The 23,425-nt window shown below is 46.4% G+C and carries 21 protein-coding genes and 1 pseudogene; 12 read left to right on the forward strand and 10 right to left on the reverse strand.

Translation table 11 applies throughout. From position 1 onward, the window contains the following. Positions 1 to 72: 72 nt before the first annotated feature. Positions 73 to 1,776, forward strand: coding sequence for an NAD(P)/FAD-dependent oxidoreductase (locus QUB14_RS20110; protein ID WP_333214172.1), 1,704 nt, complete (start codon positions 73 to 75; stop codon positions 1,774 to 1,776). A gap of 51 nt (positions 1,777 to 1,827) precedes the next feature. On the opposite strand, the gene QUB14_RS20115 is transcribed toward QUB14_RS20110, so the two are convergent. After that, the gene (locus QUB14_RS20115) at positions 1,828 to 2,583 is read right to left on the reverse strand and encodes a Uma2 family endonuclease (RefSeq protein ID WP_333214170.1); all 756 of its coding nucleotides are present in this window, start codon (positions 2,581 to 2,583) and stop codon (positions 1,828 to 1,830) included. A gap of 210 nt (positions 2,584 to 2,793) precedes the next feature. Between QUB14_RS20115 and QUB14_RS20120 the strand changes: the two genes are divergently transcribed. The 3 genes from QUB14_RS20120 (at position 2,794) to QUB14_RS20130 (ending at position 5,950) form a co-directional block, all read left to right on the forward strand. Then, complete coding sequence (locus QUB14_RS20120) at positions 2,794 to 3,210, forward strand: FxLYD domain-containing protein (protein ID WP_333214168.1); 417 nt, start codon at positions 2,794 to 2,796, stop codon at positions 3,208 to 3,210. 313 nt (positions 3,211 to 3,523) lie between these two features. Continuing rightward, positions 3,524 to 5,311 (forward strand): ABC transporter ATP-binding protein, encoded by a 1,788-nt coding sequence (locus QUB14_RS20125; RefSeq protein ID WP_333214166.1) that lies wholly within the window; start codon positions 3,524 to 3,526, stop codon positions 5,309 to 5,311. A 282-nt stretch (positions 5,312 to 5,593) separates the two neighbouring features. Continuing rightward, complete coding sequence (locus QUB14_RS20130) at positions 5,594 to 5,950, forward strand: hypothetical protein (protein ID WP_006631047.1); 357 nt, start codon at positions 5,594 to 5,596, stop codon at positions 5,948 to 5,950. 52 nt (positions 5,951 to 6,002) lie between these two features. On the opposite strand, the gene QUB14_RS20135 is transcribed toward QUB14_RS20130, so the two are convergent. The 3 genes from QUB14_RS20135 to QUB14_RS20145 form a co-directional block, all read right to left on the reverse strand. Beyond that, the gene (locus QUB14_RS20135; protein ID WP_333214232.1) at positions 6,003 to 6,971 is read right to left on the reverse strand and encodes a YegS/Rv2252/BmrU family lipid kinase; all 969 of its coding nucleotides are present in this window, start codon (positions 6,969 to 6,971) and stop codon (positions 6,003 to 6,005) included. Between the two features lie 299 nt (positions 6,972 to 7,270). Continuing rightward, entirely contained in the window at positions 7,271 to 7,999 is a 729-nt protein-coding gene (locus tag QUB14_RS20140) for a DUF3891 family protein (protein WP_333214164.1), read from the reverse strand. A 145-nt stretch (positions 8,000 to 8,144) separates the two neighbouring features. Further along, entirely contained in the window at positions 8,145 to 9,746 is a 1,602-nt protein-coding gene (locus QUB14_RS20145) for a metallophosphoesterase (protein WP_333214162.1), read from the reverse strand. 356 nt (positions 9,747 to 10,102) lie between these two features. Between QUB14_RS20145 and QUB14_RS20150 the strand changes: the two genes are divergently transcribed. Then, positions 10,103 to 11,275 (forward strand): DNA cytosine methyltransferase, encoded by a 1,173-nt coding sequence (locus tag QUB14_RS20150; RefSeq protein WP_333214160.1) that lies wholly within the window; start codon positions 10,103 to 10,105, stop codon positions 11,273 to 11,275. An 18-nt stretch (positions 11,276 to 11,293) separates the two neighbouring features. On the opposite strand, the gene QUB14_RS20155 is transcribed toward QUB14_RS20150, so the two are convergent. The 4 genes from QUB14_RS20155 to QUB14_RS20170 all read right to left on the reverse strand — a co-directional run bounded on the left by QUB14_RS20155 (position 11,294) and on the right by QUB14_RS20170 (position 13,108). Beyond that, on the reverse strand, positions 11,294 to 11,872 hold the full coding sequence (locus QUB14_RS20155; protein ID WP_333214158.1) for a PIN domain-containing protein: 579 nt from the start codon (positions 11,870 to 11,872) through the stop codon (positions 11,294 to 11,296). Between the two features lie 19 nt (positions 11,873 to 11,891). Beyond that, positions 11,892 to 12,338, reverse strand: coding sequence for a helix-turn-helix domain-containing protein (locus tag QUB14_RS20160; protein ID WP_333214156.1), 447 nt, complete (start codon positions 12,336 to 12,338; stop codon positions 11,892 to 11,894). Between the two features lie 98 nt (positions 12,339 to 12,436). Next, positions 12,437 to 12,811, reverse strand: a complete 375-nt coding sequence (locus QUB14_RS20165) for a hypothetical protein (RefSeq protein ID WP_333214154.1) — start codon at positions 12,809 to 12,811, stop codon at positions 12,437 to 12,439. Positions 12,812 to 12,859: 48 nt separating this feature from the next. Next, positions 12,860 to 13,108: a CopG family transcriptional regulator gene (locus QUB14_RS20170; RefSeq protein ID WP_333214152.1), complete on the reverse strand. Its 249-nt coding sequence runs from the start codon at positions 13,106 to 13,108 to the stop codon at positions 12,860 to 12,862. A 199-nt stretch (positions 13,109 to 13,307) separates the two neighbouring features. On the opposite strand from QUB14_RS20170, the gene purB reads away from it, so the two are divergent. Both purB and QUB14_RS20180 read left to right on the forward strand, forming a co-directional pair. Then, complete coding sequence (purB, locus tag QUB14_RS20175) at positions 13,308 to 14,603, forward strand: adenylosuccinate lyase (RefSeq protein ID WP_333039418.1); 1,296 nt, start codon at positions 13,308 to 13,310, stop codon at positions 14,601 to 14,603. 298 nt (positions 14,604 to 14,901) lie between these two features. Next, complete coding sequence (locus QUB14_RS20180) at positions 14,902 to 15,627, forward strand: M15 family metallopeptidase (RefSeq protein WP_333214150.1); 726 nt, start codon at positions 14,902 to 14,904, stop codon at positions 15,625 to 15,627. A 74-nt stretch (positions 15,628 to 15,701) separates the two neighbouring features. Here the strand turns inward: QUB14_RS20180 and QUB14_RS20185 are convergent, their stop codons facing one another. Next, positions 15,702 to 16,544: an SH3 domain-containing protein gene (locus QUB14_RS20185; RefSeq protein WP_333214149.1), complete on the reverse strand. Its 843-nt coding sequence runs from the start codon at positions 16,542 to 16,544 to the stop codon at positions 15,702 to 15,704. 244 nt (positions 16,545 to 16,788) lie between these two features. Here QUB14_RS20185 and QUB14_RS20190 point away from each other — a divergent pair, with 244 nt between their 5' ends. Next, positions 16,789 to 18,162, forward strand: coding sequence for an NACHT domain-containing protein (locus QUB14_RS20190; protein WP_333214147.1), 1,374 nt, complete (start codon positions 16,789 to 16,791; stop codon positions 18,160 to 18,162). A gap of 115 nt (positions 18,163 to 18,277) precedes the next feature. On the opposite strand, the pseudogene QUB14_RS20195 reads toward QUB14_RS20190, so the two are convergent. Continuing rightward, positions 18,278 to 18,853 (reverse strand): annotated as a pseudogene (locus QUB14_RS20195) (Uma2 family endonuclease). A 193-nt stretch (positions 18,854 to 19,046) separates the two neighbouring features. Here QUB14_RS20195 and QUB14_RS20200 point away from each other — a divergent pair. The 4 genes from QUB14_RS20200 (at position 19,047) to QUB14_RS20215 (ending at position 23,210) form a co-directional block, all read left to right on the forward strand. Then, positions 19,047 to 20,030: an alpha-ketoacid dehydrogenase subunit beta gene (locus QUB14_RS20200; protein WP_006631063.1), complete on the forward strand. Its 984-nt coding sequence runs from the start codon at positions 19,047 to 19,049 to the stop codon at positions 20,028 to 20,030. Between the two features lie 151 nt (positions 20,031 to 20,181). Beyond that, positions 20,182 to 21,579: a protein translocase subunit SecD gene (gene secD / locus QUB14_RS20205; RefSeq protein ID WP_333214144.1), complete on the forward strand. Its 1,398-nt coding sequence runs from the start codon at positions 20,182 to 20,184 to the stop codon at positions 21,577 to 21,579. A 122-nt stretch (positions 21,580 to 21,701) separates the two neighbouring features. After that, positions 21,702 to 22,670 carry a protein translocase subunit SecF gene (gene secF / locus QUB14_RS20210; RefSeq protein WP_333214142.1) on the forward strand — a complete coding sequence of 323 codons (969 nt, stop codon included), beginning with the start codon at positions 21,702 to 21,704 and terminating at the stop codon, positions 22,668 to 22,670. A 153-nt stretch (positions 22,671 to 22,823) separates the two neighbouring features. Next, on the forward strand, positions 22,824 to 23,210 hold the full coding sequence (locus QUB14_RS20215; protein WP_190657455.1) for a hypothetical protein: 387 nt from the start codon (positions 22,824 to 22,826) through the stop codon (positions 23,208 to 23,210). The last annotated feature ends 215 nt before the right edge of the window (positions 23,211 to 23,425 follow it).

Consider the following 23,425-nt stretch of genomic DNA (forward strand, 5'->3'; position numbering starts at 1 on the left):
CTTTAGTCTGGAAAGTACACGATCGAGAATCCAGTTTACATCAAAGTTTTGTTTTGTGAGGATGTCTTAATTATGGCTAAATCTGGACTGATGGCAATGCTGCGCCGCGCTGCGAGTATTGCTCAGAAATCAAGGGAAACGGGCATTCCGGCTGATGAACTGCTGGGGATGCTGAGCGCTGGCATTCCCAATTCTGCCATATCTCGGCGCCGCTTGCTGCACGGGGGCTTAGCTGCTGCGGGGGCTGTCGCTGCTGCGACTTTTACCAGGGAGGGAGGGGGAGCTTTTGCTCAACAGGGCGGACGATCGCCCATTTTGGTTGTGGGTGCGGGAATTGCGGGTTTGACGGCGGCTTATCGCTTGCGCCAAGCGGGCGTGCGCGCCGATATAATCGAGGCAACTAACCGCGTGGGGGGGCGGATACGCACTATTCCCAAGGTGGCTGGAACGCTGATTCCGGCAGAGTTGGGGGGAGAATTTATTGACACCGGCCACACTAATTTAATCTCGCTGGCGTCGGAATTGGGTTTGCGGGCGATCGACTTAGCCCAAGTGCAGAGTGGACTGGTGAAGGATACTTTTTTCTTTCAAGGGCGCCGCTTTTCTCTTGAGCAAATAATCGCGGAATTTGCGCCGCTAGCGAGTAAAATTAGTGCTGATTTGGAGACGGTTGGCGATGAAATTAGCTATCTTGATTTTACGGAAGCAGCGGAAAGATTGGACAATCTTTCGATCGCTGAATATGTAGACCAAGCTGAGACTAGCACGCTTGTCCGGCAGTTACTCCGCATTGCTTACACAACTGAATACGGTCGAGATCCTGAAGAACAGTCGGCGTTAAATCTGCTGTTTTTAATCGGTTCTGAGGCGGGCAGTTTTGAATTGTACGGCAACAGCGATGAGCGTTATCAAATTGACGGCGGTAACAGTCAAATTATCAACCGTTTGGCGGGTCAATTGTCTGGTTCGATCGAAGCGGGGACGGTTTTGGAAGCGATTACTCTTTTGCCGGATGGCCGCTATCGGGTAAATTTGCGATCGGGACAAAGCGCCTTCGAGCGCACTTACGAGCGAGTTTTGTTAACCTTGCCGTTCAGCACTCTGCGAGACGTTAGAATTAACGTACCTTTGCCCCAACCAAAGCGCAGGGCGATCGAGCAGTTGGGTTACGGTACTAATTCTAAGTTAATTACCGGCTATCGCAGCCGAATTTGGCGGGAACCTTATCGATCGACTGCTTCTGTTTATAGCGATTTAGGATTCCAGAATACCTGGGAAGCTACGCCTTTTGCTCCTACTCCTAACGGTTTAGTTACTAATTTTACAGGAGGAAAGCAGGGTTTGTCGATCGGTGCCGGAACTCCAGAAGATCAAGCACAAAGATTTTTGAACCAATTTGAAAGAGTTTTTCCCGGAGTGAGAAATTTGCGATCGGGCAAAGCTGTGCGAGCTTATTGGCCGGGAGAACGCTTTTTCAAAGGTTCTTATTCCTGCTATTTAGTCGGACAGTGGACGCAAATGTACGGCGTTGAAGGCGAACGAGTTGGCAATTTATATTTTGCCGGGGAACACACTTCCCTGGAAAATCAAGGTTACATGGAAGGCGGTTGCGAAACTGGACAAAGGGCGGCTGTTGAAATTTTGCAAGACTTGGGTTTGATACCTTCTGCCGATGCTTTGAATGCTCGAACTGCGAGTAATTTGAACAATCGCCGTCCCAGCCGGAAAGTTCCCGGAGCGCAGAATCTTAGGAATAGAAAGCCGAGTATTAGATAATCTCGTAAGGTGCGCGCCCCGGCGCACCCTACAGATATGGCGTACAACTTATCAAATAATCTCGTCCGGGTTAATTCCCCGATCGCGCAAATATTCAGCCAGTCGTTCGGCCCGCTCACGTTCGCGATCGGCCCGCTGCCGTTCTGCTGCTAACTGTTCTACACCCCATAAAAGCAGATTTCCTGCTTCATCCCACCAGCGCAACCAATAGCCTGAACGCTGTTCTTTCTCCCCTCGCCACGTTCCTAAATACAAACCAATATCTGCCATCCAGTGGCGACCTTCCGCGTCGGCAAATTCTAATTCGTAATTGCCATTTTGCAAGCGATATACTTCCAGCAAGCCAGTTTCTGGGTCAAAAATGATGTAAGTTGGTACTTGCAGAATTTGTTCGTAAAAAAACCACTTTCCCGGAGGAAAAGTACGTTTGACAGAATATTCACCGCCGTCTGTTTCCGACAAGAATTCCATGACCATGGTGGGAATTTCTCCTTCCAAGTTTGGGGTATAACTTTTGCGGTCTCTTCTCGATTCGGCGGGCAGTACCGACGGTACATAAACCCAATCAGGTGCTTTGATTACTAACTCACCGTTGACAGTAGCGCAAATGCCAAATTTGCTGGCTATCAGCATTCGTGGCCCGATCAATCCTCTCAGTTCTAAGATTTCTCGCAGCGCTCCAGCAATTAGCGGTTGACCTGTATTCTCCACAGGTTTTTCTTCTAATTGGAAGTCGTCTGGCAACTTCTCCCACGTTACGATCAGTTCTAACGTTTTTTGTCCTGGGTTATCTTGAGTAACGACCATGACTTTACTTTAGTTTCTAAAGTTTGATGTCTTATCATAGCACAATGCAGCGTGAGCGCGACGCGCCATACATATAGATATGCTAGCCTAAATTTTAGTGCCATTCTACAATAGAATTAAATTTCATTAGTTGCCGAAAAAAGCATGATTTATTTACACTTAACAGTAGCTTTATCCCTTTTGCTAATGTCCCCGATCTCAGCTCGCCCTTTGATTGCATACTCTACAAATACAATTGCCCAAAACTCCGAAATTGACGAGCCGTTTTGCTACATGAAAACTCCCGACGGCAAAACAGTAGACTTGGGCAAGTTATGCGAGAAACAGCCATCTTTAGGCACTTCCCAAACTTGCCTTCCCGGTGCCAACATCGCTGCCAAAGTGTCAATTGCGGCGACTAATTATGACGGCAACTTTTTCAGCGGTCAAGTCCTTAATCAAGGCTGCAAAATAATCAAGAATGTCAAAGTCAATTATGAAGTCTTGGACGAGTCAGGCAATTTAATTGACAACGGATTTATCTACGCTGAACCAGTTACTCTTGCACCCGGACAGTCAGCCGCCTTTCGGGGCGAAGTTGTCGCGGGGGCTAAGGTACAGGCTACTCATGCCGACGGTCAAGAATGATTTTAGATTTTAGATTTTAGATTTTAGATTTTAGATTGAAGAATTGGACAATGAACTCCACAGATGAATCTGTGGGCTTTCTATCCCGGATGCTTTGGGTGAAGAATGATTGTTGAGATTTGCCCGATCGCTGATATCATATTCAGGCTCAGATATCTCTATGACTTACGCAGAGATCCCCCTAAATCCCCCTTAAAAAGGGGGACTTTGAATAATAATCTTGTACCACCCTTAGTAAGGGGGGTTAGGGGGATCGAAGTTTGAATATTCTTGCAGAGATCCCCAAAAACAGAATTTGCGAGGGCAAAATATCTTGAAAACTCGATCGACATACTGGCAAATCTTACCCTACCTCCGTCCCCAAAAACAAACCATCGGTAAAGCATTAGCTTGTACCGTAGTATTTACCATATTTTGGCCAATTATAGCGTGGCTGGTTGGCGAAACAGCCAAATTTATAGGTAATGGAGATTTAAAAGGCTTCGCTAAAATTGCTGCACTCAGCGCCATCATATTTCTAATTCGCGGTACAGCCCAGTACGGTCAAGATACGCTGATGGCAAAAGCTGCTTTGACTATTGCTTTAGAAATTCGCAAAAAAGTCTACTCCCATCTGCAAAAACTCAATATCGGCTACTTTGAAACCGCCAAAACCGGAGATTTATCCTACCGCCTCACCGAAGATATTGACCGCATTGGCGAAGTTGTAAATAAATTTTTTCATCAGTTTATCCCTTGTGTTTTGCAGCTAATTGCCGTCCTGGGGTATATGATTTATCTCAACTGGCAATTAACTCTAGGTGCATTAATTATTGCACCGCTGATGGCTATCTTAATTGGTTGGTTTGGCGAGAAACTGCTAAGTTACTCGCGCCAAAGTCAAAATCGCATCTCTGATTTATCGGCTTTGCTGACAGAAGTATTCAGCGGCATTCGCTTAATAAAAGCATTTGTGGCTGAAGACTACGAAATTGCCCGCTTTGCAGAAGAAGCAGAACAAAACCGCCGCGCTAAGTATCTGTCAGAAAGAGTAAAAGCACTTCAGTTCGTTGTAGTTGGCTTTCTGGAAGCGATGAGCGTGATTTTGCTCTTTTTCCTGGGAGGTTGGCAAATTTCTCAAGGAAATCTCACAGGTACTCAATTTATCAGTTATATCGCAGGGGTGGCACTTTTAATTGACCCCATCGCTATTACAACGGCTAATTACGGAGATTTTAAGCAGGGAGAAGCTTCTAGCGATCGCATTTTTGAATTATTAGCAATTGAACCAACAGTAGTCGAAAAACCGGGCGCAATTGAACTTCCCCATGTTACAGGCAAAGTCGAATACCGCAACATTAATTTTGCCTACCCCTCTCAACCCGCCCTTGACAATGGGGGAAAACAGCCTCAACCCCCCCTTGATAAGGGGGGGCAAGGGGGGGTTCCGATTTTACAAAATATGAGTTTACTGGCACTTCCGGGAGAAATGATTGCTCTCGTGGGTGCATCCGGTGCGGGTAAAACTACTTTAGTAAATTTGCTACCCAGATTTTACGATCCGCAAGCGGGACAGATTTTAATTGACGGTATTGATATTCAAGATGTCACCTTAAATACTCTGCGGCGGCAAATCGGCATTGTACCGCAGGAAACTATTCTTTTTTCGGGTACAATTGCTCAAAATATCGCTTTCGGTCAATCTTATTATGAACTGAAAGATGTGCAAAAAGCTGCGGAGATTGCTAACGCTCATCAATTCATTAGTGAGTTTCCCGACGGCTATCAAACTTGGGTAGGAGAAAGGGGTGTAAATTTATCTGGGGGACAGAAACAAAGAATTGCGATCGCCCGTGCAGTTTTGCTTGCTCCCAGAATATTGATTTTGGATGAAGCGACATCGGCGCTGGATTCGGAGTCCGAAAGTTTAGTGCAAGAAGCGCTGGAAAGATTGATGCGCGATCGCACGGTTTTTATTATCGCTCACCGCTTGGCTACTGTGCGGAGAGCCGATCGCATTTTAGTGTTGGAAAAAGGCAGAATTGTGGAATCTGGGACACACGAGGAATTGCTGGAAAAGGGCGATCGCTACGCAGGCTACTACGCTCAGCAATTTAGCTGATAAGCTACGTTATTTCCTCCTTTCTCGGCTCATTTTTTCTACGTTCGCAGTGAAAACGTCCGTCCTCAAACTTTGGGGAATCAGCACGGACGTTCTTACTAAAAAAATATTTTTTGAGGTGGTTATCTCCCACTAACGATTTAGCACATTTACTAAAAAATGACCACATTTTATCCCAGTAAAAACTCTTCAAAATAGGTGTAAAACCCGCTTGGATATTACTTGTTAGAGCCGGAAAGGCGAGTTAAAATATAGATAACTAACAAATAAAACTTGCTAACTATGAAAATACAATCGTCCGTCTTAGTCCACCTGGGATTTGGAAAATATGTACGCTCCGATCGAGTAACAGCAGTAATACCAATTGAAGAAGAACGCGGGCCCGGTCGGCGCACTTTTGTGCACGTAGACGGCGAAGCAGACCCGATCGTTGCTTCGCGCGCGGAAGATACAATTGTTCGCGATTTGGTGCAGGAACCGCGCGAAATAACTCAAGCTCGCCAGCAACAAGAAATCCTGCAAGATTTGCTGGCAGATTTGAGCAATGTTAACGTCACCGTGCGCCGCATCAGCCGCGATGAAGGTGGACTCGATCTCGAACGTTTGGAGCGCCGCATTCGCCAAATTTTAGACGCCTAAAAAAGAAAGACCGCCCGGGCGGTCTTTTTTATTGTTGGTGTCGCTAAAAATTTTAAGTTGAGGGTTTCAATGTAATTTCGATGTCCGCTAAACCGGTGAGTTTTTCCACCGCTTGCTCTTCTTCAACTCGCGGTACAAAAATAGTTAAACCTCCCGGAACACACTCAATAGAAACCGGAGTCATGCCGATGATTTCGCCGTCTATAACTACTTTTTGAGGTGGATCGGCACTAATTGTTACTTTTTTTGCCCGCAAATAACCGATGTCGTCGCGATCCGTAGGATTGCCGCTCAAAGCTGTTTGCAATAGGTGATAAGAAGCTGCGATCGCCCCAGCTTTATTCTGAGGCGCAACCAGCGTCACGTCCAGCAAGCCGTCATCAAAAATAATCCCCGCCGGGCCTTGAGCTAAAATAGAAGTAGGCGGCGCTGCATTCGCCACGGTGACGGCCACAGCAGTAAGGCTGATAATTCTATCTTCGGTTTCGATTTCCGCTTCAAATCTTTCTAAATTGTTTAACTGTTTAATTCCTGAAAGAATGTAAGCCAGCATTCCCCAACGATTCTTCATTTCGCGATCGGCTAGTTCGACAGTTTCTGCCTCAAAGCCCACTCCAGCTAACAAAACCATCGGCATTTCACCGTTGCAAATCGCTGCATCCACCACCCGCGTCAATCCTCCCAAAATATTTTCACAGGCGGTTTCAATTGTATTTGGAATGTCTAAAGCATTAGCAAAAGCATTAGCAGTTCCCCGCGAAATAATTCCTAAAGGAATATTTGTGCCCACAATCGCCCCAGCCACTGCGGACAAGGTGCCGTCGCCCCCGGAAGCAATAATTGCCTCAACTCCCCTAGCAACTGCTTCGCGGGCGATTTGATCTGCGTCTAATTCGGGGGTGGTCAGGCGAATGTCTAAGTCAATAAAAGGCTCTAAAAGTTCCTGAATTCTAGCTAAGTCTTGGTCGGGGTCGCTGTTACCGGCGACGGGATTGAAAATTAGGCAAGCTGAACGTTCCATATTTGGTAATTGGTAATGGGTAATTGGTAAGGACTCATTGATAATATTATGTCCGGGAAATCGCCAACAATCAAATTGATTTGTAGGGAGAACTTCAGTTCTCATCAAACTCGATCAAACTGAAGTTCTCCCTACAAACCTAGAACGGTGCAGTATTGGTGCTATAGCAATCCTAAATGATTCAGATAAATTTGTAGGGGTAGTGCCAAGAGTGCCTACCCCCTATCTATCGGGCAACCACGGGGGGATTGCCCCTACAATAATTATGCAAATGATTTAGGATTGCTATAGAGCTTTAATTAAGACTTGACAAAAGTCCACTCTAAGACTTCGCGGGGAGCTTTCTGCAGCGCTTCCTTAATTTCCTGGTTGCTGTCGAACTTGACTTTATCCAAAAGGCACGCTTCGACGTTAACAGTAAACTTATCGTCTTCAAAAGGCCAAGGAGTGACAGTCACGAGTTCGTTGCTGTGCTGTAAAATATCGTAGCGCTTGCCGTCCGGGCCGACACTAATTTCTAAAGCTCGTTCTCCGGCCGGTAACTCCTTGCAGCAAAGAATTAATGATAGCCGATCGCACCACTGGAAAAAAGCATAAGCTGCCTTAGCATCTTCCTCGGAAATTTGCAACTCTTTTTGCCATTTTTTTTGATTTTCCAGTTGTTCGTCCAAAAATTCGTCGAGTTCCTTCGACTCTCCCCGCTTTCCTTCATTGAGAAAGCTCATGTGCATAGAAATCAGCATTGCTACCCACCTACCGCGATATAGGGCATTCTGCGCCATGGCTTTAATTTTCGGCAGAGAAGTTTCCGTCTGCAAGGTAAAATCAAAGGGCGCGCCCGCTTCAGTCAAAATATTTTCTTCCCACTCTTTCTCCAAATCGTCGTGATGCGAAATAGCCGCTATGGTTTCGTAGAGGCGCACCGGAGATTTCGAGCGCTTCCACTGTCCGCCAAGTTGCGCCGCGAGTAAAGCGTGGGCGCGGTGGTAAATAATTTCCCAGCCGGTGGCGGTTAAATTAGCAATCATGGAATTTTTGTCCTGAATTAAGTTGATACAAGTATTTTGTGCGAGAATTCGGCTCTCGATCCCCCGTAGCCTTAAAAAAGCGGGAACCGGAATCGGTCAAAGCCCAGGTTTTTAAAGGGGATGGAGACTTACAGAAAAACGAAAGTTAAATCACAAAAGGTTCGATCGAGATATCCTGCCATTTCCCCTCAAATCGTTCGACAACCAAAGGTCGGATGCGGAACTTGGGGGGACGCCCATCGAGAACATCAATCCGCAAACACGAATAAGGACGGCGTTTGTGGGAACCTTGACCGCTGCGGCCGACAAATAGCAAAGATTCCGCTACCCGCCTGCTGGCTGTTTCGGAACCAGACTGCCGCGCCAACCGATAAGCTTCAGGATTCAATGCTTCCTGCAACATCGGCCCTTCCGGGCGCTGGCGGCGGAGACTGTGGCCGCTTCCCCCGCAGACAATCCAATTAATCCCAGAGTCGCCGTGTCCGGTATTCCCTGTCCGCAGGTATTCTAAACAGTGAGCGTGGCCAGTCAGCACCAAATCTACTAGCGGACGCCCCCGCGCCGCGTCCCCAACTGCATCGGCCACCCCGTCGAGCACCTCGCGCAATCGCAACCGAACCGCCAAAGTTTGAGCTTGATTCCACTTTGTCGCCTCAGTCACGTAGGGGGGATGGTGCAGGTAAATTACCCGCCCCCGCACCTCGGAATCGCCCCAAGAGTTAATCAGCCTTTTTTTTAGCCATTCGAGCTGTTCAACGTCGGTGGCGGCTGTTCTGTCGGGGGACAGTTGTTTGTCAATATCCATCAACATTTCGTCAACTTGCTCTAATTTGGCGGCTAAGTCGTCTAGCTGTTCGGCTTCCTCGGGAATTTGGGGGTTGAGCCGATCGCACATTTCGAGCATTGCCAATTTTTCTTGTTCCAACTTCTGGCGATCGAGTTCCAAATTCTGGCGGCGAATGTCGCCCTGTTTGGTTCTCGGGATCGGTAACGGTTCGTTGAAGGTGTTGGAGTCGAGGGCGAAGAAGTCTATTCCGCCGCTGCAGAAGGTGTAGTAGCGGTTGGGTAAGCGGGTAAAGCGTCCGGGTTGGTAGCGGAGGCAGCGGCCTGTGCTGGTGCTGGCGGTGTAGTGGGCGTCTAGGTGGCGATCGAGTTCTCCCGGCATTTTGTGAGCTTGCAGGTAGTCGAGAAACGCTTTGGCGTAGGCATTTCCGCGATCGGAACCGTGCCAGCCGACATCGAGATCCAACTTGGAACCCAACAGCCGACGCAGTGGCAAAGCTGTCGCCGACAGAATGCCGTAGACTATCGGCAAGTCGTAATAGTCGTGGTTTCCCGGTACGGGCAAAAAGGGAAAGTTAAACACCATGCGATCGTAGGCAATCCGAGAGGGATGCTCGCCGCCGACGATAAATTCTCGGTAGGGGCGAATAAAGTTTTGCAAGTAATATTCGCTGGAACCTACGAGATAAACTACATCGCCGGTGTGGAGGACGAAACGGCAGGTTTCGCGCTCGGAGAGCATCTGTTCGGCAATCTGCCGCTGGGGATTGTAGCCGCGGTGATTGCCCGTGCCGCTGTCGCCTACGACTAAAAACGAAAACTCTGGAGAGTCGGTGGTTTGAGTTTCTAAAACCATCCGAGTTTGGTCGATTCCCCGATGGACGATCGACTGTTCTTGCCACCGCACCCGCTCGTTCATTTTGCGGATTTTAACTTTTATTTGCGGGTCGGAAACGAATTTCAATTCACCTCTTCTCCAAAATTGCTGAGTTCCTAGTTAATCATAGTGTAGCGATCGGGCGAGTTTTTACCTCTCTCTAAAAGCTGAAAATAGAGGCGCGGGTACTCAGAAACCGGGTTTTTAGGAGAATACTGCCTGACAACTGACATATTGCACCATTCTCAATCAGCCTTTTATGGGCGGGCTCTGGGGCCCACTCCACACGAAAATTCACTCATTGTGGAACAGGTCGTCGGGCCTGTTAAGCGAGAATGGTGCAATATGTGAGACGATCGCACTCTCCGACTCCAAGCGCGATCGAGCCCTACACCCTGCCCCAAGTGGGCAACATCAGATAGAACGCAGTAAACAAATATAAAATGGAAGCAATACAACTGTCTTTATTCTCAAATGAGTCAGAACCAATTCCTGCCAAAAAGCAGAAGAAAGCAAAATTAGGGCGTTACGAACGCATCCAACGCGAACTAGAAGCAAATGACTGCGACCCCTACAAGATATTCATTGATATTGAATCTCAGTCACTGCCAAAATCAGACTATACATTTGTCGATCTTTTTTGCGGGGCGGGCGGCATGACCCAAGGTTTATTGCAAGCAGGTTTTCGACCAGTAGCAAGTGTTGAAATTAATCCCATCGCCTCGGCAACTCATACAAAAAACTTTCCCGAGAGCCATCACTTGTGCGACGATATAAAAAACTTAAATCCCCAAAAGTTGCTCGCTGAAATTGGTTCGCCAGAAGTTCATGTTGTTGTAGGCGGGCCGCCGTGTCAAGGCTTCTCAGTTGCAGGAAAACGCGACCCCAACGACCCTCGAAATCGCCTCTTTAGAGAGTTTGTCCGCGTTGTCTCAGAAATACGTCCTTGGTATGTTGTCATGGAAAACGTACCGGGAATATTGACTATACAAAAAGGAGCTGTTAAGCAAGCCATTTGCGAGGCTTTTGAGGAAATTGGCTATCCCCATATGTCCGTTGCTGTTCTTGAATCAGCCGCCTATGGAGTCCCGCAAATCCGCCCGCGAGCCATTTTTATTGCCAATAGATTTGGGATGCAAAATCCCTATCCGAAGCCGCAATTGTTGCCCGAACAATACAGAGCGATTGAGTCAGCAATTGATGATTTACCAGAGTATACTCCCATACCAGAAATTAACCACGAATGGACTCGTCATTCTGTTGAGTACATGGAAAGACTTGCTAAAGTTCCACCAGGCGGTTCTTTATATGAAAGCTACGCCGATGCTTTCAAGCGACAGTATCCGGGGAAACCGAGTATGACTGTTAAGGAAAATCACGGCGGCACTCATATTCATCCTTATCTCAACCGCGTTATTTCAGCTCGTGAAATGGCTAGATTGCAAACTTTCCCGGATTCATTTATTTTTGAAGGTTCAATGAAAAAGGCAATGTGGCAAATTGGAAATGCCGTGCCGCCCCGTTTAGCAGAGTGTATCGGTTTTGCACTTATTCCATATTTGGCTGATATTGCTTTGAACAAAGCTAGTAAAGTTACTCTTCCAGGCAAAGCCTAAGAATTAGCAAATAAGATATTACTGATTTTCCTCGCGACGCTGAATTTTTAATAATATATTACTGGCAAACTTTGGTGTACCTGCTTTTTCACATAAAAAATTAATTAATTCAGTAAAAGTCTTTGGGGGATTTTTGTACTTTTGAGACTGTTGCTGTAATAAATCAACTATTGAGTCCGGGTATTCGTCCAATAAATTGCTCAGAAACTCATCGGGCGACTGTGCTATAATGTCCCAAGGAGCTAGATCGTTTTCTCTAAAATCTTTGAGATTATTGGTGACAATGATATCAGCTCCAGCAGTTACGGCTGCGGCAAGAACGTGACGGTCTTTAGGATCGTTGGTCATTGCTTGCTCTAGTGCGACAGGCACTTCAACCATTGCTTCAGGAAAGGCTCTTTGGATTGTCCTTTCAAGATTCTTTGCTTTCTCCTGCGAAAGTGTTCCTCCTTTAACAAGATTGCCTATTACTTCATCAATGATTTTCTGAGACCAATATGGTAAATACAAATCTTCATCAGCAGTGGAAAGCAGAGTATCGCGCAAATACATCGGGAAAAGGACGCAAGCATCAAGTACAACACGCAGCTTAGTCATATTAAAGATTCACTTAGTCCTATTCCTCGTACAAGCCAGCTTCTTCAGTCATCTCGATCAACTCGTCTAATAATTGGCGTCGCTGAACTTTACGCTGTTGCTTGTAGGTCATTAAATCTTGAAAAAGTATGCGTCGGTGCGAACCAAGTTCAATATAAGGAATTGCTCCTTCATCTAGCAATTTGACAATGAACGATCGCGATACATTTAGGAGATCGGCAGCTTGATGCACCGTCAGTTCGCGATTGTGAGTTACTATCGATACAGCTTGACCCGATGCCATTGCGCGCACAATTTGACCCAACAAATTGTAAACTGATTCGGGAATGAGAATTTCTTCTCCATTACTTGCCACTAATTTTACTTGTGCAGATTCGATGCTGAGAATCTGCTGTAATTTTTTTATAGCTTCTGTTTCTTGTTCGGTAATTAAAACAGATTCTGGCGATGGTTTTTGTTTCAACATAGTCTCTCTTCTATCTCCTTCAGCAGAAAAAAGCGGACAGGCGATCGCACCAAAGGGAATGACGCGATCGCACTTTTGAGCCAGGTTCGATTGTCAGATTAATCCTTATCGAAGTAAAACCCGATGGTAACTCCCAGCAAGCTTGCTTGGGAAGTAATAATCAGGGGAATTAAATCCTTGAGTAACCCTTTATCAGAATTTGGAGTTAACGAGCTTACCCCCACTAAAGCAAAAGTCGTAACCAAGGAGCCAGCAAATATGCCAAGCAAATAATTAGCTATTTTTGAGCGCGTTCTGTCTCGATTTTGTCTAACCCAATCTTCTACATCTTGGCAGACTTCCTTGCTAGGGGAAACGCTAGTAATGTAGTTGTCAATATCCAGTTCGCCCGTCAAAACGATTTGCTCAAGAGTATCGTTATCATTAGGCTGGAGATGGCTATAGTTGTGCGGGTCAAACTGTTTAATTTTCATGGGGATTTTTCAAGGATTAATTACCTGTTTATCCCCCCGCTGCTTGCATTATCTAAATATTACTTCTCGCACTTCTTTGTCAGAATTTAGAAGTAAAACTTTAGACCCTTGTTTTATCTCTTTGTGAAGGTAAGCTTCAGTTGCAATAGCTTTCCGAAGCGCCTCAATTTGAGTTATCCCTTGGGTTGTAGCAAGCCATTCCAATAGTTCAGCAGCATCCGCCGATAAAGTGACGGACATCCGCTTAACATTTGGGGGACGCGGGGCTTGTGTATTCTTGAACTGCTGTTGTTTCATACGGAAGCTACTAGACTCTCTCTCTCCTTCTACACCCATTATATACCTAATTATTTATCTTTAGGTGTTTTTTTTGCACCAATTTGGTGTAAATATATTTCATATACACAAAAAATTGAGTCATCGCCCCTGCCAACCCGACCTATCCCCAGTGCCACATAGCGGTACAATAGGACGATCGCATTCCCCAACTCCCACCGTGATAGAGCGCTACACCTTGCCCGAAATGGGCAACATCTGGACTGAAACCGCCAAACTCAAAAGCTGGCTGCAAGTAGAAATCGCTGTCTGCGAAGCTCAAGCCGAACTCGGCTACATCCCCGCCGCCGCAGTCGAAGAAATCAAAGCTAAGGCTAATTTTGACCCCAAACGAGTCCTCGAAATTGAAGCCGAAGTCCGCCACGACATGATCGCCTTCTTGACAAATGTCAACGAATATGTAGGCGATGCCGGCCGCTACATTCACCTCGGCTTAACCAGTTCCGATGTGCTCGATACCGCTTTGGCGCTGCAATTAGTCGCTAGCGTCAATATCTTGTTAGAACGTGTCGAAGAATTGAGTCAAGCTATTCGCTATCAGGCTCAACAGCATCGCAATACCGTCATGGTTGGCCGATCGCACGGAATTCACGCCGAACCCATCACCTTTGGCTTTAAACTAGCAGGATGGCTGGCAGAAGTCTTTCGCAACCGCGCCCGATTAGTGAATTTGCGATCGTCCATTGCAGTCGGCAAAATCTCCGGCGCAGTCGGAACCTATGCTAATATCGATCCGCGAATTGAAGCGATCGCCTGTCAAAACCTCGGACTCGAACCCGATACCGCATCGACTCAAGTCATTTCGCGCGATCGACACGCCGAATACGTCCAAACCTTAGCACTGTTAGCAGCATCGATCGAGCGTTTTGCAGTAGAAATCCGCAACCTGCAACGCACCGACGTTCTCGAAGTCGAAGAATTCTTTTCCAAAGGGCAAAAAGGCTCATCCGCCATGCCCCACAAACGCAACCCGATTCGATCGGAAAGACTCACAGGGATGGCGAGAATCGTCCGCGCCAACGCCGTCGCAGCCTTAGAAAACGTTGCACTTTGGCACGAAAGAGACATCTCTCACAGTTCCGTAGAACGGATGATTTTGCCCGACAGTTCTACAGTAACTCACTTTATGTTAGTAGAAACCACAGACTTAGTAAAACACCTGCTAGTCTATCCCGAAAACATGAAGCAAAACATGAACCTTTACGGCGGAGTCATCTTCAGCCAGCGGGTGATGTTAGCCTTAGTAGAAAAAGGCACGAGTCGCGAAGACGCCTACAAAATTGTGCAATCTTGTGCTCACGAAGCTTGGAACAAACCGGGCGGCAATTTCTACAATTTAATTGCTAAGGACGATCGGGTAACAGCTAAGATGACCACCAAAGAAATTGATGATTGTTTCGATCCGCAGTATCAATTGAGGCACTTAGATTTAGTGTATCAACGCTTGGGAATTTGAGGATAATTAACAATTAAATCAGATCGATCATTCTCGGGCTTGTCGGATAGTCGGACAGTCGGACAGTCCGCCGGGGTTGAAACCCCCGTCTCAGAGCTAAAGTCGGTTAAAACCGACTGAAAGACTCATAAAATAAAAGTTTTAGAGAAATATTTCAGTCCTCTTCAGAGGACTTTAGCTATGAGACAGGGGTTTCAACCCCTGTCGGTCTGGCGGGATGACAGACAACACGAAAAGCGCGAAAATTCTCCAAGATAGGAAATGTAAAAACTCTATTAAATATCCACTTAACACAGCTATGAAATTAAACCGATTTACAAAATATTTAATTGTATTTATCCTCGTATTACTATCTACAACCACACTGAGTTATACAACATCTATTCGCGCCCAGGAGCCGCCACAAGTGCAAATTACCCAACCAGAACCAAACCCAGTAGTACCTGAAAGTATTTTCATGAGTCAACTTCCCCGTTCCGCGCGACTGGTTGACATCCGCACCGTAAATCCCAACATTCGCCTCGATATCCGGTACGCCACTACTAACAATTTTTTGAAACGAAAACTTTACCCTATATCAAAATGCGCTTTGAGAAGTTCTGTTGCTCAACAGTTAGCGCTGGTTCAAACAGATTTGGAAAAAATCGGATTGGGTTTGAAAGTTTACGATTGCTACAGGCCTTTCTCTGTCACTAAGCAAATGTGGCAAGCTTGGCCAGATCCGCGCTATGTGGCCAATCCTGCTAGGGGTTCGCGGCACAATCGCGGTGCTGCTATTGATTTGACTTTAGTCGATCGCACCGGCAAAGAATTAGAAATGCCTACACCTTACGATGATTTTACCGAAAAAGCTCACGGAGATTATCAAGGCGGCAGCGCCGAATCTCGGAAAAATCGTCAAGTGCTTAAGGATGCGATGAAAAAACACGGATTTATCGGTATAACAACTGAATGGTGGCACTTTGACTCTGAAGATTGGCAGAAATTTGCGATTCTTGATATATCGCTTGGAACGATTCCTTAATTATACTATTTATTAAAAGTCGCAAATCCGGGTAGGGGCACGGCAGTGCCGTGTTCCTAAATATGTCAGAAAAGTTATTGCAGTTTTACGGAAAATTCGTATTCGTATCCTCGGAAATTAGAGTCTAATTGTAATGTGTAACTGCCTGTTACTGGGACTTTTCCAGTCCACTCTGTTTCATTGCCTTGATAAGGATCTCCGGCTAAAAGTTTGCCACCGGGAGTGATAATTTGCGGGAAAACTTCTTGCCGATTCCTAACAGTCATTGTTTGACCTTTTCTAACGCGAATCCGGTAAGAGTGGCTGCCGCCACCGATAATTCTACCTTTGACGATGGCCTCATCTCCTCCCGGCAAAAAATTAATCGGCTGGTTGACGTTAGAACAACTGCTTTCGGTGCGTCTTTTCGCAACCCAACCGGGAACTGGATCGGTAATTCGCAGCCAACCGTTTTGTTCTTCGGCGACTGAAACAAAGGTATTATTTTTGAGTTTTCCTACAATTTGGCTGCCCCTTACTTGGGGGCTCGATCGCACATTTAGCGGTGGATTCGGATCGCTGACTACAGCTTGGGTGATTTTGCAACCCGAATTTGGCGGTGTGACAACTACTGGCTCAACTTTTGGCCCAGAGACTCCTCCAACTAGCGAGGGTTGAAGTGCTGGGGTTTTGCCTGGTTGAGATTGAGATGGAGGAGATTCCCTAGCCGGGGTTTGTGCTTGCAGAGGTTCGGGTTGCCGAGATTCGGGGTTGTTCGTCGGCCCTGCAATCTGGTTTCTGGTGGATGCGGGCGATTCAGCAAGGGGAGGATGGGATTCTTTCATCGCACCCGACTGTATAGTTGCAACAGCCACTCCCACCGCTGTTGCCACTCCTGCTAAGCTTACTGTGATGATTTGAGCCTTCGTAAATGACATAAAAAACCCTCTCTGTATCTATACTAATAATTTTTGTTTGGGAGTTGGGGCGATCGCCAGTTAATTTATGTGGAAATACCTAGTGCGGCCCACAGGGTCAGGATTTTTAGATAAAATTTCAGATCCATAATTGTCGCAATAATTTGAGTCAATATATACTGGACGCCTATACTGATGGTAATCTTGCTCTGGGTTATTTGCGCGCCAATTTGCGAAAGTAAGCGTTCAGCGCGAGGTACATAAAATGTCAAAATTGATTCCTCTGAGATTACAACCGCCTCGCGATCGATTGTTGGAGAAGGTGAAGCAGGAAGTCCAAGCAGGCCTGGCGCAGTCTTTGCACGCCGCTGTACTGGCTAACCTCAGTCAAGACTCGTCGCCTCTTGGTGTTAACCGCTGTTGGGATGTGGAAGTGAAAGCGGGCAACCGTCCGAGTTTTCGGCTTCCTCCCAAAGCCAGCATGGCTAAAGTATTCGATCGCACCGGCGGCAAATTGGTAATTTTGGGAGCGACGGGTGCAGGCAAAACTACGACGCTGCTAGAATTAGCTCGGCTGTTAATTTCCCGCGCCCAAAAAGATGCTAGTTTGCCAGTACCAGTGCTGTTTGAACTCGGATCGTGGAAAGCAGAATCCGGGGCGATCGCAGATTGGTTAATTGCTCAACTTCAGTTCAAATACGGCATCTCTCCTGCTGTTGGCAAAAAATGGGTCGCCGAACAAAAATTGCTGCCTCTCCTCGACGGCTTGGACGAAGTGGAAACCCACCGCCAAAATATCTGTATTCAAGCAATCAATCAGTTTTTTGAAAGCGAATTTAAACCCAAACATTTAGTAGCTTGCAGCAGTTTTGAAGCTTACAAAAACTGCGAAACTAGATTTCGCCTGCAAGCCGCAGTTTTATTGAAACCTTTAACAGAAACTCAAATTCAAAATTATCTGCTAGAAGCTAGAAGCCGCGAACTTTGGTACAGCATAGAGCGCGAGCCGGAGTTGTTGAAAATAGCAAAAGTTCCCTTGCTTTTGAGCATGATGGCTCTGGCTTACGACGATATTTTAATCGAAGCTTGGAAGCGCATAACTTCTGCCGAAGAACAGCGCAAATATCTGTTAACTGCCTATATTCGCCACCAAATCACCGGACAAGTCAAGCAGTATCCCAGAGGTAAAGAACTGCGGCCGGAACAAATTCGCCACTGGCTGGGCTGGTTGGCCAGAAGAATGGAACAGCAAGGAATTCAAGAATTTTACCTCGATCGCATACCGTCTAGCTGGCTGCAAACAGCCGATGAACGGCGCAAGTATCAGTTTGGAGTTAAGCTGCTTGGCGGCCTGATTTGGGTGATTGTGGGATTAATTGCCACCCTCGTTTCCGGGTCGATTTGGGGATTAATTGCGGGTGCTGTTGCTGCGGTAATTAGTGCTTTGTTGCCTGGAATTCCGGGGATTGAAGGTTTTATCTTGCGCTTCGTGCTGTGGTCGAACGGCTACATTCCTTGGGATTACAAGCGTTTTCTCGATGCTGCGACCGATCGCTTGTTGCTGCAAAAAACGGGCGATCGGCGTTATCGATTTATTCACGATTTATTGCAAAAACATTTTGCTGAAATTAGTCATTAGTTATTCGTTAGTTGTTATTTGTTAGTTGTTAGTTTACCGATGAATGAGCAATTAATAAATTCTCACTCAAAAAACAGAATATCCACCAACCCTACTTCTACAAAAAGTTTGGTTTCTAAGAGAATGTTGGTGGTATTTTTGCCATTTGAAATAGCTGATTCGCAGTAAATTCTAATCCCTCAAAAAGTGGATCTTTTAATAGGGTATCTCCCATATAAGTCTGCGGTGCTGCATCGGGGTAAAAAACTGTAATGCTTCTCGCCTTGCTATCTACTATCCACACCCGCAATACCTTAGCATCTAAATAATCTCTCGCTTTAGCAGCTCACTGACCGAAAGTTTGTTCTGGTGAAATAATTTCTATGACTAATTCCGGGACTACAAAACAGGCTTCATCTTGATTCCAGTCAGGAGATAAGCGTTGGTAAGAAACATATAAAAGGTCGGGTACTGGCACCCAGTCTCGCCCGTGGCGGGTTAATTTCACCGCCCATTCTACACCAATTTCTCCCCGTTCGTCACCCCACTGTTCGAGGAGTTTTATTAGGCTTCTGGTGACGCGAGAATGAAATTTTTTAGGTGACATTTTCGGTACTGCTTGCTCGTCAATAAGTTCGTAGGTAATATCGCCTTCTCCTTCGGGAAGAGTGAGAAACTCTTCCAGAGTGAGTTGAGTTTTTGTCTGGAGCATAATATTCCTCTGCTGTGGGCAGGCAAGTTAGTATTATTTTAACTTAAATATTCGTTGACATAATACAAATGTTATGATACAGATTGGCCAAATCTCAGGTTTTAACTGTCAAATTTGCGATCGCCTCCTCATCCACACCCCCAAAAGGTTAAGATTCTAGTCTGACCCTCCTGCAATCATTGCTTAACCTCCTATGGCAGAAACCTTATTGTTCAACGCCCTCCGCGAGGCGTTAGACGAAGAAATGGCCCGCGACTCCGCCGTATTCGTACTCGGCGAAGACGTAGGTCAATACGGCGGTTCCTATAAAGTCACCAAAGACCTCTACAACAAATACGGCGAACTTAGAGTGCTCGACACCCCGATCGCCGAAAATAGCTTTACAGGCCTAGCAGTAGGCGCAGCAATGACGGGACTGCGGCCGGTCATCGAAGGCATGAACATGGGCTTTTTGCTGCTGGCCTTCAACCAAATTTCCAACAACGCCGGAATGCTGCGCTATACATCCGGCGGCAACTTCAAAATGCCAATGGTAATTCGCGGGCCAGGCGGCGTGGGCCGGCAACTCGGCGCGGAACACTCCCAGCGCTTAGAAGCATATTTCCAAGCTGTACCGGGTTTGAAAATAGTTGCCTGTTCGACTCCCTACAACGCCAAAGGACTCTTAAAATCAGCCATTCGCGACGATAACCCCGTTCTATTTTTCGAGCACGTTCTTCTTTACAACCTCAAAGAAAATTTGCCAGAAACAGAATATTTAGTGCCGCTGGACAAAGCAGAAATTGTGCGATCGGGCAAAGATGTCACAATCGTGACTTATTCGAGGATGCGACACCACGTCATGCAAGCCGTGCCCGCACTGGTAAAAGAAGGTTACGATCCAGAAGTAATCGACCTGATTTCTCTCAAACCCCTGGACATGGAGACAATTGGCGCATCCATTCGCAAAACTCACAAAGTAATTATTGTAGAGGAGTGCATGAAAACAGGAGGCATTGGTGCCGAACTAATTGCTTCGATTAGCGATCGATTTTTTGACGAACTCGACGCACCGGTTTTGCGGCTGTCTTCACAAGATATTCCGACACCTTACAACGGCAATTTGGAAAGACTGACCATTGTCCAGCCCACTCAAATTGTCGAGGCAGTCCAAAAAATGGTAGCTTTGCGAGTATAAATAGTGATTAGTCAGTAGTCATTGGTTGACTGTTGACTGTTGACTGTTGACTGATGACTGTTGACTGATGACTGATGACTGATAACTAAAATCTGCCAACTGATAACTGCCAACTGCCAACTGCCAACTGACCAATGACTAATAATTAAATATGCAAAAACAACGTTCCCTATTAGCCCTAATTTTTGTTTTAATCATCGCTGCCATTACTGTAATAGTAACAATTCCGACGCGGCTGGGATTAGACTTGCAAGGAGGGTCGCAACTCACAATTCAAGTAAAAACTACCCCCACAATTCCCAAAATTGACCAGGGAATGTTAGAAGCAGTGCGGCGGATTGTCGAAAACCGGGTTAACGGTTTGGGAGTTTCCGAAGCATTAGTCCAAACAGTAGGAGAAGACCAAATTCTCGTGCAGTTGCCCGGAGTAAATGACCCGCAGCAAGCAGAACGAGTTTTGGGCGGCACCGCCAAGCTAGAATTTCTGGAACAACTGCCAGGAACAGAAACACAATTAGCCATTGAGAGGCAGTTGCAGCAGGAATTGCTGGTCAAACAAGCAGAATTGAAAGCTAGCCCGAATGAGGCTGCTATTAAAGAAAATCAGGCTGCTTTGAAAAGAAGCAATGAGGCGATCGCCAAACTCTTCAAAAGCAGCGGCCTCGGTGGCGAAAACCTCAAAGACGCTCAACCTCAACCCTTGGCCTCTGGGAACAACTGGAACGTTGCTCTCGTTTTCGATACCAAAGGAGGCGAACTATTTGCCCAACTCACTAAAAATTTAGCAGGCACCGGACGCAGTATCGGTATTTTCCTAGACGAAAGAATGATCAGTTCTCCAGTCGTCGGCGTTGAATTTGCCCAAACAGGAATTACTGGTGGGAGTGCCGTAATTCAAGGCAACTTTACAACGCAAGAAGCCAACGATTTAGCAGTGCAATTGCGGGGTGGCGCTTTGCCTGTGCCGGTCGAAATTGTAGAAAACCGCACGATCGGCGCTAGCTTGGGTAAAGACAGCATTCAAAGCAGTATTAACGCAGGTATAGGCGGCTTAGTTTTAGTCTTGATTTTCATGGTTGCCTACTATCGACTCCCCGGCGTAATTGCCAATATTGCGCTGTTAATTTATGCTCTGTTAACTTGGGCAGCTTTCGTGCTTTTGGGAGTGACATTAACGCTGCCGGGAATTGCTGGTTTTGTGCTCAGCATCGGGATGGCAGTGGATGCTAACGTGCTGATTTTTGAGCGCACGCGGGAAGAGTTGCGGGCCGGAAAATCGCTTTATCGATCGGTCGAATCGGGTTTTTACCGCGCTTTTTCCAGCATTTTAGACGGTAACGTCACAACAGTTATTGCTTGTGCTGCTTTGTTCTGGTTGGGCGCTGGTTTAGTTAAAGGGTTTGCTGTAACTCTGGCATTGGGGGTGGGAGTGAGTATGTTTACTGCGCTCACTTGCAGCCGCACTCTGCTGTTCGTAGTATTGAGCTTTCCAGCATTGCGGAAACCTCAGTGGTTCTGTCCCGGTTTGTCGAGAACTGCTAATAGTTAACACTTAACAGTTAACAGTTGACAGTTGACTGTTAACTGTTAAGTGTTAACTTCTTCCTTCCTTATTACATCCGTTACATCCGTTACACAATCCGTTGCCGAACTTCCCTCTTCCTTCAAATTATGAAATTCAGTGTAATCAAACAACGATCGCTCTGGTGGAGTATTTCCGCCGCTATAATCCTTGCAGGTATAGTGTCGATGGCCATTTCTTGGACTCGTCCCGACATTCGCGCACCGCTGCGCCCCAGTTTAGATTTTATCGGCGGCACTCGCCTGCAATTTGAACTCGACTGCACGAAACCGGAAAATTGTAAACCGATCGATCTTGCTGCTGTCCGCCAAGTCCTGGACAGCCAAGGTTTAGGTGGCAGCAGCATTCAAGTTATCGGCAAAGAACAGCGAGGTTTATCGTTACGAACGAAAACTTTGGATGTCGAACAGCGGACTAATTTGCAAACAGCTTTGAGCGAAAAGATAGGCGCTTTTGCTCCTCAATCTACTCAAATTGATACGGTTGGGCCTACCCTCGGTAAACAATTATTTACTTCGGGATTGTTGGCTTTATTCCTTTCCTTTGCGGGAATTACGGTTTATCTAACATTCCGGTTTCAGTTGGATTATGCCTTTTTTGCTTTCGTTGCTCTGTTCCACGACGTGTTGGTTACTCTTAGTGTTTTCTCGTTTTTGGGTTTAGTTCAAGGAGTGGAGGTTGACAGCTTATTTGTGGTCGCTCTCTTGACAATTATCGGTTTTTCTGTTAACGATACAGTGGTAATTTACGATCGCGTGCGCGAAGTAATCAAGCTAAATCCGGGACAGTCGATAAATCAAATTGTCGATGATGCGGTCATGCAGACGCTGGGAAGGTCAATTAACACGACGATGACAACGCTGCTGACATTGTTTTCAATCTTTTTGTTTGGCGGCGAAACCCTCAAATACTTTGCTTTAGCATTGATTGTCGGCTTTATTGCGGGTGCGTATTCGAGTATTTTCATTGCCAGTACGCTGCTAGCTTGGTGGCGCACTCGCACGGCCCACTCTATCCCCGTCCCTGCAGAAGGAATCAACCAGTCAGAGGAAGTTTAATTGTCATCGCTCATCAGTCATTAGTTATTAAGCTGCTGACTGCTGTTAACGGTTAACTCAGGACTAAGACAAAAAAATGGTTTGACGCGCCACTTATAGCGGTAAGCTGCGCGCTGGGTACCCTAAATACTAATGACTAATAACTAATGACTAATGACTAATGAAAGCGACGCAAATTTTCAAATTGAAGTCCAAAGGCTTCACAAACTAACAGTTTATGGCCGCTGGTTAACTGTGATATTACTGTGGATTAGCGTCGGTTCTTTGAGCATTTGGGGTTTGCGCCGCGAAATCGCTTTGTGGTTAGAACACTTAACTTGGGCGGCGGTGCGCTACGGTTTATCTTTTAATCGCTGGCCAACTCTCGGTTTGGGTTTGTGCTTGGGAATGACTTTAGCGGTGCTAACTTGGCAAAGTCGCAATATGGTGCGAGGATTGCCCCTGCGGGAAAAACAGGGTTTGGAACAACAAGTGCGGCGCATTCGCCAGCGGGGGCCGAGTCATCCTTTGTGGAAGTGGGTTTGCAAAGGTTCGCGGTAGCCGACGGGCTTTATTCTTTAGTCTCAAGCCAGAGGAACGAAAGTTTGACTCTTAAGCGGTTTCAACGGCCGAGTCCCTAACTTTTATTGCTTCTTCCTTCTTCCTTCTTCCTTCTTCCTTCTTCCTTCTTCCGACTTCCATCGGACTGACATCCGTTACATCCGTTACATCCGTTACACAATCCGTTGCCGAACTTCCTTCTTCCTTCTTCCTTC

This window comes from Microcoleus sp. B3-D2 (genome assembly GCF_036705345.1).
Lineage (GTDB): Bacteria > Cyanobacteriota > Cyanobacteriia > Cyanobacteriales > Microcoleaceae > Microcoleus.